This is a genomic window from Pseudomonas sp. PS02302 (genome assembly GCF_029959585.1).
In the GTDB taxonomy this organism is placed as follows: domain Bacteria; phylum Pseudomonadota; class Gammaproteobacteria; order Pseudomonadales; family Pseudomonadaceae; genus Chryseomonas; species Chryseomonas aestiva.
This window is the reverse complement of the sequence record NZ_JASCON010000053.1, coordinates 22316-37185: the sequence shown is the minus strand read 5'-3', so window position 1 is coordinate 37185 and position 14870 is coordinate 22316. Positions and strand designations below refer to the sequence as shown.

General features: G+C 68.0%; 11 protein-coding genes and 1 pseudogene. 3 read left to right on the top strand and 9 right to left on the bottom strand.

The genetic code is table 11. From position 1 onward, the window contains the following. Positions 1–349 precede the first annotated feature (349 nt). The 9 genes from QMX82_RS17295 to QMX82_RS17255 form a co-directional block, all read right to left on the bottom strand. The gene (locus tag QMX82_RS17295) at positions 350–1756 is read right to left on the bottom strand and encodes an ATP-binding protein (RefSeq protein WP_282285837.1); all 1407 of its coding nucleotides are present in this window, start codon (positions 1754–1756) and stop codon (positions 350–352) included. A 119-nt stretch (positions 1757–1875) separates the two neighbouring features. Continuing rightward, the gene (locus QMX82_RS17290; RefSeq protein WP_282285836.1) at positions 1876–2400 is read right to left on the bottom strand and encodes a GNAT family N-acetyltransferase; all 525 of its coding nucleotides are present in this window, start codon (positions 2398–2400) and stop codon (positions 1876–1878) included. 163 nt (positions 2401–2563) lie between these two features. Next, positions 2564–3715, bottom strand: coding sequence for a pyrroloquinoline quinone biosynthesis protein PqqE (pqqE, locus tag QMX82_RS17285; RefSeq protein WP_282285850.1), 1152 nt, complete (start codon positions 3713–3715; stop codon positions 2564–2566). A gap of 22 nt (positions 3716–3737) precedes the next feature. Continuing rightward, positions 3738–4013 (bottom strand): pyrroloquinoline quinone biosynthesis peptide chaperone PqqD, encoded by a 276-nt coding sequence (pqqD, locus tag QMX82_RS17280; RefSeq protein ID WP_282285834.1) that lies wholly within the window; start codon positions 4011–4013, stop codon positions 3738–3740. Next, positions 4010–4759 (bottom strand): pyrroloquinoline-quinone synthase PqqC, encoded by a 750-nt coding sequence (pqqC, locus tag QMX82_RS17275; RefSeq protein WP_282285832.1) that lies wholly within the window; start codon positions 4757–4759, stop codon positions 4010–4012. The genes pqqD and pqqC overlap by 4 nt, the downstream gene beginning before the upstream one ends. 5 nt (positions 4760–4764) lie before the next feature. Beyond that, positions 4765–5676 carry a pyrroloquinoline quinone biosynthesis protein PqqB gene (gene pqqB, locus QMX82_RS17270; protein ID WP_282285831.1) on the bottom strand — a complete coding sequence of 304 codons (912 nt, stop codon included), beginning with the start codon at positions 5674–5676 and terminating at the stop codon, positions 4765–4767. 55 nt (positions 5677–5731) lie between these two features. After that, positions 5732–5803 carry a pyrroloquinoline quinone precursor peptide PqqA gene (gene pqqA / locus QMX82_RS17265; protein WP_003243383.1) on the bottom strand — a complete coding sequence of 24 codons (72 nt, stop codon included), beginning with the start codon at positions 5801–5803 and terminating at the stop codon, positions 5732–5734. 183 nt (positions 5804–5986) lie between these two features. Then, positions 5987–8377 (bottom strand): pyrroloquinoline quinone biosynthesis protein PqqF, encoded by a 2391-nt coding sequence (gene pqqF / locus QMX82_RS17260; protein WP_282285829.1) that lies wholly within the window; start codon positions 8375–8377, stop codon positions 5987–5989. A 684-nt stretch (positions 8378–9061) separates the two neighbouring features. Next, entirely contained in the window at positions 9062–11494 is a 2433-nt protein-coding gene (locus QMX82_RS17255) for a glucose/quinate/shikimate family membrane-bound PQQ-dependent dehydrogenase (RefSeq protein ID WP_133862261.1), read from the bottom strand. Positions 11495–11827: 333 nt separating this feature from the next. Between QMX82_RS17255 and QMX82_RS17250 the strand changes: the two genes are divergently transcribed. The 3 genes and pseudogenes from QMX82_RS17250 to QMX82_RS26100 all read left to right on the top strand — a co-directional run bounded on the left by QMX82_RS17250 (position 11828) and on the right by QMX82_RS26100 (position 14850). Continuing rightward, on the top strand, positions 11828–12769 hold the full coding sequence (locus tag QMX82_RS17250) for an AEC family transporter (RefSeq protein WP_442969397.1): 942 nt from the start codon (positions 11828–11830) through the stop codon (positions 12767–12769). Between the two features lie 122 nt (positions 12770–12891). Next, a pseudogene (locus QMX82_RS26105) lies at positions 12892–13992 on the top strand (HAMP domain-containing protein); the annotation flags it as partial. A gap of 93 nt (positions 13993–14085) precedes the next feature. Continuing rightward, positions 14086–14850 (top strand): methyl-accepting chemotaxis protein, encoded by a 765-nt coding sequence (locus QMX82_RS26100; protein WP_410003747.1) that lies wholly within the window; start codon positions 14086–14088, stop codon positions 14848–14850. Positions 14851–14870 lie beyond the last annotated feature (20 nt).

Here is a 14870-nt window from a genome sequence, read left to right as displayed (position 1 = left end):
GCGAATCGCCCCGTTCAGGAGGGCGAACGCCAGTGTCGTGGAGTGGGTCGAGCCGCATGGATGCGGCGAGAGGTCCAGTGGGCCATGGACGGCCCATCTGGACCGACCCCGGAACGGCGCTGGTGCGAGCGCACCCGGAGCGAAGCGGAGGGCCGGATGGTCGGGGCAAGCGTTTTTGCTTACTTTTTTCGCGTTTGAAAAAAGTGAGTCGCCCGGGTGGGCGAAACAAAAAGCATGAAGGCGCTTGATAAACAGCTGAGGCACCAATAAGCCAGAGAGTTGGGCTTCGCTATCGCTCAACCCAACCTACAAAAGCGGCCCCCAGCCTAAGACCGAGGGCGTAGGCTTGTTATTTCGCCATCACCCGCGTAATCCGATCCCCCTCGGCATCATCCTGCCCCTTGGCCTTGTTCACCGCGTAGACCACGCCCTTGGCGTCCACCACCGCATGGTTGGGATAGGTGCCCAGCTCCAGGTTGGCCTTGATGGTGCCGTCCGGGTCGACCACGGTCAGGGTGCCGGCGCCGCGGTTGGTCACGTAGGCCAGGCGCTTGACCGGGTCGAAGGCCACGTTCAGCGCTCCGGCACCGGTGGTGACGTTGTGCAGGGTCTTGCCGGTCCTGGCGTCGACGATCAGCAGGTTGTCGCTGCCCTGGGCGGTGATGAACAGGCGATCGGTCTGGGGATCGTGGGCCACGCCCATGGGGGTCTTGGCGCCCTGGATCGGGAAGACCTTCTCGACCTGCTCGGTCTTGGCGTCGATCACCGCGGCTTCGTTGGTCTTCAGGCTGACGGCGTAGAGCTTGTGCACCGCCGGGTCCAGGTGCATGCCGACCACGGCGAACTGCTCGCCGCGCACGCCCGATTCGATGGTGATGTGCTTGCGCACGGCCGGGGTCTTGGCGTCGAAGCTGACGATGTCCGGGGTCATGGCCGCCGAGGCGAAGGCGCGGTCGAGTTTCTCGTCGACCACCACGGTGTGGGCATGGGGCACGAGGCCGGGTTCGAATTGCTTGACCAGGCCCAGGTCGCTCTGGCGATAGACCGCCACGGTGTTCTGCCGGGTGTTGGTGGTCCAGACGGTGCCGTTGCGATCGTCCACGCCCACGCCGTAGACGGCGTAGACACCGGCCTCCGCGCCGGGGGCGGCGGCCGGGGTGAGCTGGCGTTCGATGGCCAGGTCCTTGGGGTCGAGCTTGAGCAGTTGCGAGACCTTGACCGGCGGGCGGCCCACGGCCGAGGTGACGAAGAGGGCGCCGGTCTTGGCGCTGCTGTCCACCTGGTAGAGGCCGGGGACCAGTTTGACCGCGGTGAGGCTATAGGCGTCGGCGCCGGATAGCGGCACCACCGGCGAGACCTTGAGCGGGAAGACCGCGGCGCCCGAAGGCTGGGCGGTGCTGATGACGATGGGGTGCTGCCCGGGGGCGGCGTCTTCGGGGATGCGCAGGGTCGCCTTGAAGTTGCCCTGGGCGTCGGCCACGTAGGCGGCGTCGGGGTTGAGCGCCACGCCGCCGCGGGACAGGGTGATCTGCTGACCGGGGGTGAAGCCGCGGCCGTCCAGCGCGACCTCGCTGCCGGCTAGGATGGCGGTGCCGGTGACGGGGCTGGCCTTGATCTCGCCGTGGTAGTCCGGATCGGGGGCTTCGAAGCTGGAGCGCGCCTGGGCGGCTTGCCCACCCAGCGCCAGCAGGGCGGCCAACAAGGTAACGGAAAAGACGCGCCGGCCCTTGGCCGAAGACGCTGGAGCGATGTTCATCAGGGATTCCTTGTAGCGGCGATCAAGATACCCGCGCCAGAGCGCCGGGCGGCAGAAGCCCTCCTGGGCTGGACCATGTTAAGGCGAAAGCGAAATACTTGCATTTAGATTTGCAAGGTTTAGGCGTGCTCGGCATCCGGGGTGTCGAGAGTGCGCTGCATCAGGCAGGCGCCGGCGCCATAGCCGGCCAGCTTGGCCTTGAGCGCGGCGTCGGCGGGAACCGGATGATAGTGGTGGCGCTGCCAGTAGCCGATGGCGTTGGACAGCGACACCAGCCGCCCCTGGCGCAGGCGGGCGCGCCGGGCCTGGCCCTTGGCGTGGCGATAGAGCCGCCCGGCCACGCCCTGGCCCTGGGCGGCGGGGTGCACCGCGCAATCGTGCAGGAACCAGGTGCAAGCCTCGCTCGGCAGCTGCTCCAGGCGAGCTCCTAGCACCGGGGGCAGGCCGTCGTCCCAGGGATAGGCGATCAGATAGCCGCGCAGGCGATCCTCGGCATCGGTCGCCGCCCAGCAGTGCTCCGGGGCGAGCTCCAGGCGATTGACGTAGAAGGCGCGGTCTTCGAGCAGGTCGGCGGGGTAGGTGGCCGCCTGGATATCGAGAACGGCAGGGATATCGGCAGGGCGCAGCGGGCGTATCGAGGGCATGACGACGAGGCGAAAAGGTCCGGCCGGGCAGTATGGTCACTGCCCGGCCGGGAGGCAAATGCCTCGGAGCCGTGGGTGGTGAGTCCCGTCGACTAGCCTGCGCCTTGGCGCGGGGGACCGGATTCCGCCGACGACCTTGGCGTGCCTGGCGCCGCCGCTGGCTTCAAGCCTTGGCGATCAGCCGCGAATTGCGCTCGTTGCGGAATTGCAGGTCCTCGATCCGCTGGGTCGCGGTCTCGGCTTCCCGGCGGGCGGCGAGGATGAGGTCGTGGTGCGGCGACTTGGCGCAGACCGGATCGGCGTTGCGCGCATCGCCGGTGAGCATGAAGGCCTGGCAGCGGCAGCCGCCGTAGTCCTTTTCCTTCTCGTCGCAGGAGCGGCAGGGCTCGGGCATCCAGTCGTAGCCGCGGTAGACGTTGAAGCCGAAGGAGTCGTACCAGATATGCCTAAGGTCCTGCTCCTTCACGTTGGGGAAGGCGATGGGCATCTGCCGGGCGCCGTGGCAGGGCAGGGCGGTGCCGTCCGGCGTGATGGTCAGGAACAGCTTGGCCCAGCCATCCATGCAGGCCTTGGGGCGCTCTTCGTAGTAGTCCGGGGTGACGAAGATCAGCTTGCAGGGATGGTTCTCGGCCTTGAGATGCGCGCGGTACTCGTTCGTGATGCCTTCGGCGCGCTCCAGCTGGGCCCTGGTCGGCAGGAGGCCGGCGCGATTGCGTTCGGCCCAGCCATAGAACTGGCAGGTGGCGAGTTCGACGAAGTCGGCTTCCAGGGCCAGGCAGAGGTCGATGATCTGGTCGATGCGATCGATGTTGTGCCTGTGGGTGACGAAGTTGAGCACCATCGGGTAGCCATGGGCCTTGACCGCCTTGGCCATGGCCAGCTTCTGGGCGAAAGCCTTCTTCGAGCCGGCCAGCAGGTTGTTCACCTGTTCGTCGCTGGCCTGGAAGCTGATCTGGATATGGTCCAGACCGGCCTCCTTGAATTCGGCGATGCGCGCCTCGGTGAGGCCGATGCCGGAGGTGATGAGGTTGGTGTAGTAGCCCAGCCGGCGCGCCTCGCGGATCAGCTCGGCAAGGTCCTGGCGCACCAGGGGTTCGCCCCCGGAAAAGCCGATCTGGGCCGCGCCCATCTCCCGTGCCTCGGCCATGACCTTGAACCACTGTTCGGTGGTCAGCTCGCGCCCCTGGGCGGCGAAGTCCAGGGGATTGGAGCAGTAGGGGCACTGCAGCGGGCAGCGATAGGTGACCTCGGCCAGCAGCCACAGGGGTAGGCCGACGCTGGGCGCAGCAACGGTGGGCGGCTGCGGCAACTGCATGGGCGAGCCCGGCAGGCTGGTGTCAGCCGAGCAGGAGCCAGCGCTCGGCACGGGCGACCTCCATGAATTGTTCGACGTCCGCACCTAGTTCGGGGACGCCGGGGAAGCGTTCGTCGAGCACGGCGATGATGGCGGCCACGTCACGCTGGCCGTCGATCAGCCCGCCGATGGCGGCGGCGCTGTCGTTGAGCTTGATCATGCCCTCGGGATAGAGCAGCACATGGGCGTCCTGCGCCGGCTCGAACTGGAAGCGGTAGCCGGGACGCCAGCGCGGCACCTGGGTACGGTCGAAGCTCATAGGTCGATTCCTCGGTGCCAGCGACGCTCGGCGGTGACGCTGTGATAGGGCGGGCGATGCAGTTCGTAGGCCATGCTCATGGCGTCGAGCATGCTCCAGAGGATGTCCAGCTTGAACTGCAGGATCTCCAGCATGCGCTGCTGGGATTCCCAGGTGGTGTAGTGCTGCAGGGTGATCTGCAGGCCGTGCTCGACGTCGCGCCGCGCCTGGCCCAGGCGAGTGCGGAAGTACTCGTAGCCGGCCGGATCGATCCAGGGGTAATGGGTCGGCCAGGCGTCCAGCCGCGACTGGTGGATCTGCGGCGCGAACAGCTCGGTCAGGGAGCTGCTGGCGGCCTCCTGCCAGGAGGCGCGGCGGGCGAAGTTGACGTAGGCGTCCACCGCGAAGCGTACCCCGGGCAGCACCAGTTCCTGGGAGAGCACCTGCTCGCGATCCAGGCCGGTGGCCTCGGCCAGGCGCAGCCAGGCCTCGATGCCGCCTTCGCTGCCGGGCTCGCCGTCATGGTCGAGGATGCGCTGCACCCACTCCCGACGGATCTCGCGATCCGGGCAGTTGGCCAGGATGGCGGCGTCCTTGAGCGGGATGTTGACCTGGTAGTAGAAGCGATTGGCCACCCAGCCCTGGATCTGCTCGCGACTGGCGCGACCCTGGTACATGGCCACGTGATAGGGGTGGTGGATATGGTAGAGGCCGCCCTTGGCGCGCAGGGCGGCTTCGAATTCGGCGGGCGTGAGGGCGTTGGGCATGGCGTTCACAACTCGATGGACATCCCGTCCCAGGCGACTTCCACGCCCTGGCGCGCGACGATGGCGCGTTCGGGGGAGTCTTCGTCCAGGATCGGGTTGGTGTTGTTGATGTGGATCAGCACCTTGCGCTGGCGCGCGAAGCCGGCCAGCACCTCCAGCATGCCGCCGGGACCGCTCTGCGGCAGGTGGCCCATCTCGGTGCCGGTCCGGGTGCCCACGCCGCGACGCTGCATCTCGTCGTCGGTCCAGAGGGTGCCGTCCACCAGCAGGCAGTCGGCCTGGCCCATCAGCTCCAGCAGGGCGGCGTCCGGCTGGCCGAGGCCCGGGGCGTAGAACAGCTTGCCGCCGGTGCGCCTGTCATGGACCAGCAGCCCCAGGTTGTCGCCCGGGTGCGGATCGTGGCGATGGGGCGAATAGGGCGGCGCCGCGCTGCGCAGCGGAAAGGGCGTGAATTCCAGATTCGGGCAGGCCGGAATGGTGAAGCTGCCGCTCAGGGCGATGGGCTGCCAGCTGAGCCCGCCGTTCCAGTGTTCGAGCATGTTGAACAGCGGAAAGCCGGTGGTGAGGTCCTGGTGGACCATCTCGGTGCACCAGACCTGGTGGGGGCAGCCTTCACGAAGGCTGAGCAGGCCGGTGGTGTGGTCGATCTGGCTGTCCAGCAGGACGATGGCGCGGATGCCGGTGTCGCGCAGGGCCCGCGCCGGCTGCAGCGGGGCGAAGCCGGCCAGCTGGGCGCGGATGTCGGGCGAGGCGTTGCACAGGATCCAGTTCACCCCGTCGTCGGACAGGGCGATGGAGGACTGGGTACGGGCCTGGGCCCTGAGGGTGCCCTTGCGGAAGCCGTCGCAATTGACGCAATTGCAGTTCCACTGGGGAAAGCCACCGCCGGCGGCGGAGCCGAGAATCTGGATATGCATGGGAAAGGCTAAACCTGGAAAAAGTACGCCCCGGCGAACCGGGGCGTGGGGCGCATCAACGGTTGGCGAAGTACATGGTGACTTCGAAGCCGATGCGCAGGTCAGTGTAAGCAGGCTTGGTCCACATGGGAGGTCTCCTCTTTGACTGCGAAAGCCGGATGGATCCGGTCGTCAAGTCTAACAAATGTTATCTAGCTAAGGGTTTTTGCCGCGACGAATCGCTGGCGGTCCGGCGGACATAACTGTCTTACCGATCCTGCAACAGATTGACCGCCGGCAGCGGCCGACGCTCCCGGGAAAGTGTTGAAAGCTATGACATCCAGCCGGATGGCGCGTCGGCATTGGCCAGGGCGAAGCGCGGCGCGTCGCTGGCGGTGAGTTGCTGCCAGGCCTGCTGCAGGGCCCTGTCGTCCAGGGCGGCCAGGGCTGCCTGCAAGGGCGCGAGGTCCAGCGTCCCGCTGCGCTGGAAGCCCCACCAGAGGCGCTCGGCCAGAGCTGCGCGTTGAGGGGTGGCGGGGCTGAAGTCGCGCACCAGTTGGCGGATGTTCAGCGCCAGCGTCGCGCCCTCGGCCTGAATGGCGGCCAGGCTGTCAGCCAGGCAACCTTCGATTTCCGCCAGGATCTCCGCCGCCCGGGCATGGGGTGACTGGACACCGATCAAAAGGCCGCCGTGATCGCCCAGCTGGCGATAGGCGGAAAACACCGCATAGCCCAGTTGCCGCTCGCTGCGCAGACGCTGGAACAGCGGTCCTTGCAGGCGCGCCGCCAGCAGCCGCCAGGCGGCCTCGGTGGTGGGGCGCGCATCGGGTTGTGGACAGAACAGCAACAGCGCCTGCTGGGCGTCGGTGCTGTGTTCGGGGTGCCAGTGGCGGCCGGTGAAGCTGGGCGGTTCACCCGGCGGCCCGGCCTGGGGCTGGGGCGGCGGGGTGACGGCAGCCAGGGATGCCTGCGTCGTCCGCGGCAGGCCGCAGGCCAGGGCCTGCCAACGCGGGCCTTCGGCAATCTCCGTCAGCGGCGTGACCGCAGCCAGTCGTTCGGGCAGGACCTTGAGCAGCTGGCGGATCAGCATGGGCTCGGGCGGTACCGCGGGTACCGGTCTGCTGTTATCCCGCTCTGCCGTCAGGCGGCCGAGCGCCTGCTCCAGCACCGCCGGCAGCGCCGCGGCCCAGCCTTGCAGCCGCAACTCCCAGGGCGCCCCCGGTGGACTCCAGCGCAGGTTGACACCCGCCTCGGCGGCCCGCCGGGGGAGCGCGCCCAGCACTCGGGCGTCAGGCGCGACCGGTGCCGGTCCCGGCCATTGCCAGCGCAGGAACAGCAGGCCTTCACGCTGCTGCGGGGCGAGGGCCTGGCTGATCGGCCAGGGCTGCAGCGCCGGGGTGCTCGGAGTGGCGGGGTCAACGAGCAAAGGATTGGGCGGTGGCAGGCTAAAGGGGGCGGCGACGGGCGACGCCCGGTTCGCTGCATCGGCCAGGCCGGCGGCGAAACCGCTGAGGCGTTCCGGGACCAGTTGCGCGAGCAGCCGCGGCCAGGCGGCCTGGGCGGCGGGCGAGAGGGCCGGTTGCGGCCAGGCGTCTCCTGGCCGATCCAGCCAGAGGCGTTCACCCAGGCGCCTTATCAGCGCCAGGGCGGGCAGGGTGGCCCACTGACGCTGGACCCGCTCGGCGTGGCCCTGCTGCAGCGTGGCGAGAGGTGTCTGGCGCAGGGTCTCCAGCCAGGCGAACAGGAGGCTGGTCAGGTGGCCGGGGCTGGCCTGAGGACCGGGTGAGAAATCCAGCTGGAGCAGGCCCTGAAGTGCCTGGCGATAGGGCCAGGCGAGGCTGAGCCGTGCGGCCTGGCCCGCCTGGCGCAGGAGGGCGGGCAGGCCGCCGGGATGGTCGCCGAGCAGCAGGGTCTCCAGCAGCTCCGCCGCTTCCCAGCTGCCGGGCGGCAGGTCGTCGAGAGCGAATTGCAGAGCCAGCCTGGGCGGCGTGGCGGTAATGGTCTGCCAGCGTTCGCCGGTGGCCGGGAGTGGCGGGGGCGCTGCATTCGCGGGCGCAGGAGCGGATGCCAGGACGGCGCCGTATTCGCGGGCCAGGTCTGCCAATTCGGCCAGCGGTTGTGGCCCGGCCAGCACCAGCAGGGCGTTACCGGCGCGGTAGTGCTGGTGCTGGAAAGCGCGCAGCGCCCTTTGGAAGGCACGGCTCTGCAGCGGCAGGCTGTAGCGATTGCCGGCGTGAAAGCCGGCGGCGGGATGGTCCGTGGGCAGGCCGGCGGCCAGGGCCAGGTCGCGGCGGGTATCGGCGCTGCGCGACCAGGCGATGAATTCGGCGTGCAGCACCTCGCGCTCGCGGCGCTGGGCGTCGGCGGCCAGCAGGGGAGCGGCGAGCATGTCCAGCAGCCGGGCGAGCCCGGCGGCCAGGTGCTCGGGGGCCAGGGCGAAAAAGAAGTCGGTGGTGGTCTCGCGGGTGCTGGCGTTGAGTTCGCCGCCCAGGCGCTGCACCAGCGGCATCAGGCCGTCCACCGCCGGATAACGCCGGCTGCCGAGAAAGAACAGGTGTTCGAGAAAGTGCGCCAGCCCCGGAAAGGCCCGCGGTGCCTGGTGACTGCCGGCGCCGATGCGGACCAGGGCGGCCGCCTGGGGCAGCTCGGGATCGTGCAGCAGGGCGACGGCCAGGCCGTTGGCGAGGCGCAGTCGGCGGTGTTGGGAAAGAGAGCTGGGCATGGGGATAGCTTAACCGAGTCTTGGGGAGGGTGATGGAGCGGGGCGTGCCCTCACCCCGGCCCTCTCCCTGGGGGAGAGGGGGAAGAGCGAGAGCTGTGCCTGGTTTGGCCTCACCCCGGCCCTCTCCCTGGGGGAGAGGGGGAAGAGCGAGAGCTGAGCCTGGGTTTGCCCTCACCCCGGCCCTCTCCCTTGGGGAGAGGGGGAAGAGCGAGAGCCGTGCCTGGTTTGGCCCTCACCCCGACCCTCTCCCTGGGGGAGAGGGGGAAAAGCGAGAGCAGTGCCTGGGCGTGCCCTCACCCCGGCCCTCTCTCTGGGGGAGAGGGGGAAGAGCGAGAGCCGTGCCTGGGTTTGCCCTCACCCCCGGCCTTCTCCCCGGGGAGAGGGGAAGGAGAGGGTGGGGTGCCTAAGTTTGTCCTCCACCTGGCTCTCTGCCAGAGGGAGAGGGAGCGTTCGAGGCACGGTCTTGACCCCCGTAGCGTGGAAAACGGCGCAGCCTTTTCCGCTGGGCCCTGGGTGCCAGGGGGCTCTTTTCATAGAAAGAAAAAGCCCGGGCGAAAAAAATCCCGGCTGGGCCGGGATTTCGGGGTGGGGCGAGGGGGGTTCCAACAGGATGTCAAAAATGCTCGAAGCATCCTCGCCCCGGACCCTCTCCCGAAGGAGAGGGGAGCTCAGGCGCGGGCGCCCTTACTTCTTTTCGGGCAGGGCGAAGGCCATCACGTAGTCACCCTGCTTGGTGCCCAGCGAGCCATGGCCGCCGGCATAGACCAGCACGTACTGGCGACCGTCCTTGCCGGTGTAGGTCATGGGGGTGGTCTGACCACCGGCCGGCAGGCGGCCTTTCCACAGTTCCTTGCCGTTCTTCACGTCATAGGCACGCAGGTACTGGTCCAGGGTGCCGCTGAGGAAGGCTACGCCACCGGCGGTGGTGACGGTGCCGCCCAGGCTGGGCACGCCCATGGGCAGGGGCAGCGGAACCGGCGAGTTGTCGCGCACGGTGCCGTTCTTGTGCTTGTAGACCAGCTTGCCGGTGGTCAGGTCGAGACCCGCCACGTAACCCCAGGCGGGTGCCTGGCAAGGCAGGCCGAGCGGCGACAGGAAGGCCGACAGGATCACGCCATAGGGCGCGCCCTTGTTGGGCTGGATGCCCTCGGTCTCGCTCTTGCGCGCCGGCTGGTTGGCGATCTCTTCACGCGGCACCAGCTTGGAGGTGAAGGCCATGTAGCTGGGGTTGAGGAAGGCGATCTGGCGCACCGGATCGACCGAGAGGCCGCCCCAGTCGAACACGCCGAAGTTGCCCGGGTAGACGATCGACCCTTGCGTGGACGGCGGCGTGTAGATGCCCTCGTAGCGGTGCTCGCGGAAGGCGATGCGGCACAGCGCCTGGTCGAAGGGGGTACCGCCCCACATGTCGCTTTCCTTGAGGGTCGGCGCGGCCAGGTTGATCGAGGAGACCGGCTGGGTCGGCGAGGTGTGGTCGCCTTCCACCGCGCCCTGGGGCACCGGGGTTTCCTTGATCGGGTAGATGGGCTGACCGTTGGTGCGGTCCAGCACATAGATGCTGCCCTGCTTGGTCGAGGCCATCAGCGCGGGTTTCACGCCGCCTTCGGTCTTGATGTCCACCAGGGTCGGCTGACCGCCCACGTCCATGTCCCAGAGGTCATGGTGGGTGAACTGGTAGTTCCAGCGCACCTTGCCGGTGGCGATGTCGAGGGCGACCACGCCGGCGCTGTACTTCTCGGAGGCCGGGGTACGGTTGCCGCCCCACTGGTCGGGCATCTGGTTGCCCATGGGCAGATAGACCATACCGATCTTTTCATCGACGGCCATCATCGACCACATGTTGGGCGAGTTGCGGGTGTAGATGCCATCGGCGGCGATGGGCGCGGTGGCGTCCGGATTGCCGCTGTCCCAGTTCCACACCAGCTTGCCGCTGTGCACGTCGTAGGCGCGGATCACGCCGGACGGCTCGTCGGTGGAGACGTTGTCGGTGACGTGGCCACCGATGATCACCAGGTTGCGGGTCACCGCCGGCGGCGAGGTGGAGTAGTAGCCGCCGGGCGTGAAGCTGCCCATGTTGGCGGTCAGGTCGACCTGGCCGTTGTCGCCGAAGTCGCTGCACACCTTGCCGGTGTCGGCGTTGATGGCGATCAGGCGGGTGTCGGCGGTGGGCAGGAACAGGCGGCGCGGGCAGCTGCTGGCGGCCGGGGTGCTCTGCTCGTCGACCGGAACGGCACTGCCGGTGGCCGGGCTCTGGCCCGCGGTGGTGGTGCCGGCGTAGGTGGCGTCGTCGTGGTAGGCCACGCCGCGGCAGGTCATGTGCGCCCAGCCCTTGAAGCTGTCGGCGTGCTGGGTGCTCAGCTTGGGATCGAAGCGCCAGATTTCCTTGCCGCTGTCGGGGTCCACGGCGATCACCTGGCTGTGCGGCGTGCAGACATAGAGCTTGCCGTTGACCTTGAGCGGGGTGTTTTCCGCGGTGGTCTCCTGGGGATCGTTCGGGCCGGGGATGTCGCCGGTACGGAAGGTCCAGGCCGGTTGCAGATCCTTCACGTTGTTGACGTCGATCTGCTTGAGCGGCGAGTAGCGATCACCGAAGGCGGTGCGGCCATAGGACGGCCAGTCGCCATCGGCGGCGGTCGGCGCGGCGCTTTCGACGCCTGCGGTATCGCGGCCCAGGTCACCGTCCAGACGGTTGTAGTTGACGAACTGGGCGATCAGGGCGACGACCGCGGCGATCACCAGCGAGCCGACCAGCGGCAGGGCGCCGCTACGGCTGTCCAGCGGACGGCGGAACACCGGGATCAGCAGCACCAGGCCGAGGACGAACCAGAGCGCCAGGCGCGGCACCAGCTGCCACCAGTCGAACTGGACTTCCAGTACGGCCCAGGCGGTGGAGAGCACCAGGAAGAAAGCATAGACCCAGACCCCGCTGGCCCGCCGAATGCACAGCAGGTAACCACTCAGGGCGAGCAGCACGCCGCCGCCGAGGTAATACAGGGAGCCCCCGAGGGTGGCCAGTTTGATGCCCAGCCCCAGCAGGGCGAGGCCCAGGAGGATGAACAGGATGCCGAGTAACCTGGCAGGCAGGCCTCCCGGTCTCGCGTTGGAAGTGACAGTCATGGCAGCGCTCGCAATGCAATCGTGAAAAGAGACTTCGACTCGATCGACGACATCGCAAATCGGAACCGCATGCGGATCTGTCGTCTGCTACGTCTGAACCTGTTGTCTGTCTTATTGTTCCACCCCTTCGCCGGCTTCCCTGGCAGGAAGCTAGAGCGGTCGCGCCGAGGCGAAGCAGGGGATGGATCGGGGGCGTCGTCTGAATCGGGCGGGTAGATAGTAAGCTAAGCATTGACTGATGTCACTTCGCGATGACGGAAGGAAGGAACCCCTGGCGCGCCGTGCCTGCTACCATCGCGAGCCGTTTCCGCGATGCCTTCTGCCATGTCCGACGTGCTTGCCCTGGTCCAGGCGACCTTCGACGTCACCGCCCCGGTCTTCGCCCTGGTGCTGCTGGGCTGCGTGCTCAGGCGGCTGGGCTGGATCGACACCTCCTTCATCAACACCGCCTCGGCGCTGGTGTTTCGCGCCACCATGCCGACCCTGCTGTTTCTCGGCATCCTCAAGGCCGATCTCGGCGAGGCGCTGCAGCCGCTGCTGCTGGGCTATTTCGCCCTGGCCACGGTGGCGAGTTTCCTGGCCGCCTGGGGCTGGGCGATCTGGCGCTGCCCCCATGCCGATCGCGGGGTCTATGTGCAGGGTGCCTTTCGCGGCAACTGCGGCATCGTCGGCCTGGCCCTGGCGACGACCCAGTACGGCGACTATGGGCTGTCGGTGGGCGGGATCATGGCCGGCATGGTCATCCTCTTCTACAACGTGCTCTCGGCCATCGTGCTGGCGATCTACAGTCCGCACCTGGAGGCCAACTGGCGCACCCTCCTGCGCAGCATCCTCGGCAATCCGCTGATCATCGGCATCCTGCTGGCGATTCCCTTCGCCTATTTCCAGTGGCAGCTGCCGCGCTGGCTGGACACCTCGGCGCGCTACTTCGCGGGTCTCACCCTGCCGCTGGCGCTGATGTGCATCGGCGCCACCCTGTCGCTGGCCGCGCTGCGCGAGAGCAGCGGCCTGGCGCTGGGCGCCAGCCTGTGGAAGATCGTCTGGATTCCGCTGCTGGGCGTGCTGGGCGCCCTGGCGCTGGGCATCCAGGGTCCGGCGCTGGGCATCCTCTTCCTCTATCTGGGGTGCCCGACCGCGGCGTCGAGTTTCGTCATGGCCCGCGCCGCCGGCAGCAATGCCCAGCTGGCGGCGACCATCGTGGTGCTCAGTACCCTCGGCGGGATGCTGACCACCAATCTCGGCCTGCTGCTGCTGAAGGGATTCAGCCTGCTCTAGACCGGGTCGGCCAGACATCGGCGATGTGAGAACGTTTATCGGTTGTGTCCGGCCAAAAAGTCAGATTTGAGCGTAAATAGTCTGGCCTCGATCGTCCCCCCCCCGGTCGGTTCGCCCTCTCGATGCCTATCGCAATAAGTAGCTGCGAGGAGCGCGGCCGCCCACTTCCAGCCCTACGCGTGGTACCCATGAAACGCTCGCTCCAATTCAGCCACAAGATCCTGTTGGCGGCCGCCCTGGTGGTGACCATCGCCCTGGCCGGCTTCGCCAGCTTCAATGCCTACCTGCAGCGTCAGGCGATCACCCAGAGTCTCGAAGCCTCGCTGGGCGAGATCGGCCGCATCACCGCCGGCAACATCGCCTACTGGCTGGACGCGCGGGTCAAGCTGATCGACAGCCAGGCCCAGGCGCTCAGCCGCGACAGCAGCCCGGCCAACGTGGTGGGCCTGCTGGAAGAGAGGCTCTACACCAGCAATTTCGACTCCACCTACCTGGGTGAGGTCGACGGTACCTTCACCGACCGCCCCCATACCCCCATGGAGGCCGGCTACGACGCCCGCCAGCGCGACTGGTACAAGGCCGCGATCAGCGCTGGCGGCCCCATCCTCACCGAGCCCTATCTCACCGCGCCGCCGCAGAGCTTCCTGTGCATCACCATCGCCGCGCCGGTCCGGCAGAACGGCAAGCTGATCGGTGTGGTGGCCGGCGACCTGGTGATGGACAGCCTGATGAAGATGATCACCTCGCTGGACGCCGGCGGTCTGGGCGAAGCCTTCCTGGTCGACGGTGACGGCAAGATCCTGGTCAGCAGCCACGCCGACCAGGTGCTGAAATCGCTCAAGGAGGTCTTCCCGGAGCAGACGCCGAGCCTGGCCCCCGGTTTCCATCACGTGCTGCAGAACGGCAGCGAGCGCCTGGTGAGCTTTACCCCGGTCGCGGGCCTGCCCTCGGTCAAGTGGTACCTGGCGCTGTCCATCGACCAGGCCAAGGCCTATGCCCCGGTGACCCAGGCACGCAACCTGGCCATCGTCGCCACCCTGGTGGCGGTGGTCGCCATCATCCTGTTGCTGGGCTTGCTGATCCGCGTGCTGCTGCGCCCGCTGCATGACCTGACCCGGGCCATGGACGACATCGCCGAAGGCGAGGGCGATCTGACCCGCCGCCTGCCGGTGCAGTCCCGCGACGAATTCGGTGCCCTGGCGGAAGCCTTCAACCATTTCGTGGCGCGCATCCACACCTCGATCCGCGACGTGGCCCAGAGCACCGGCGAACTCAACCAGGGTACCCGCCGGGTGCTGGAAGCCTCGCAGTCGTCCATGCAGCAGTCCGATATCCAGGCCCAGCGAACCACCAGCGTCGCCGCGGCGATCAACGAACTGGGCGCCGCCGCCCAGGAGATCGCCCGCAACGCCGCCCATGCCTCTGGCGAGGCCAGCACCGCCCGCGCCCAGGGCGAGGAGGGTCGCGAGGTGCTCGACGAAGCCCTGCACGCCATGCAGGCGCTGTCGGCCAAGATCGGCACCAGTTGCGAACATATCGAGGCACTCAACGGCAAGGCCGCCAACATCGGCCAGATCCTCGAGGTCATCCGTGGCATCTCCGAGCAGACCAACCTGCTGGCGCTCAATGCCGCCATCGAGGCGGCCCGCGCCGGTGAGGCCGGGCGCGGCTTCGCCGTGGTGGCCGACGAGGTCCGCTCCCTGGCCAGCCGCACCCAGAGTTCGGCACAGCAGATCCAGCAGATGATCGAGGAACTGCAGACCGGCTCGCGCGACGCCGTGGCGCTGATGCAGGAAAGCCAGCGGCAGAGCGCCCACAGCATGCAGGTGGCCAAGAGCGCCGGCGAGCGGTTGGGCAGCGTGACCGAGCGCATCGGCGAGATCGACGGCCAGAACCAGTCGGTGGCCACCGCGACCGAGGAGCAGACCTCGGTGGTGGAGACCCTGAACATGGACATCAGCGAGATCAATCTGCTGAACCAGCAGGGCGTCGACAACCTCCAGGCCACCCTGGCGGCCTGTACCGCCCTGGAAGCCGAGGCCGGTCGCCTGCAGCGGCTGGTGGGTGGCTTCCGCATCTAGCGCGGGCCCCCGAAAAGAGG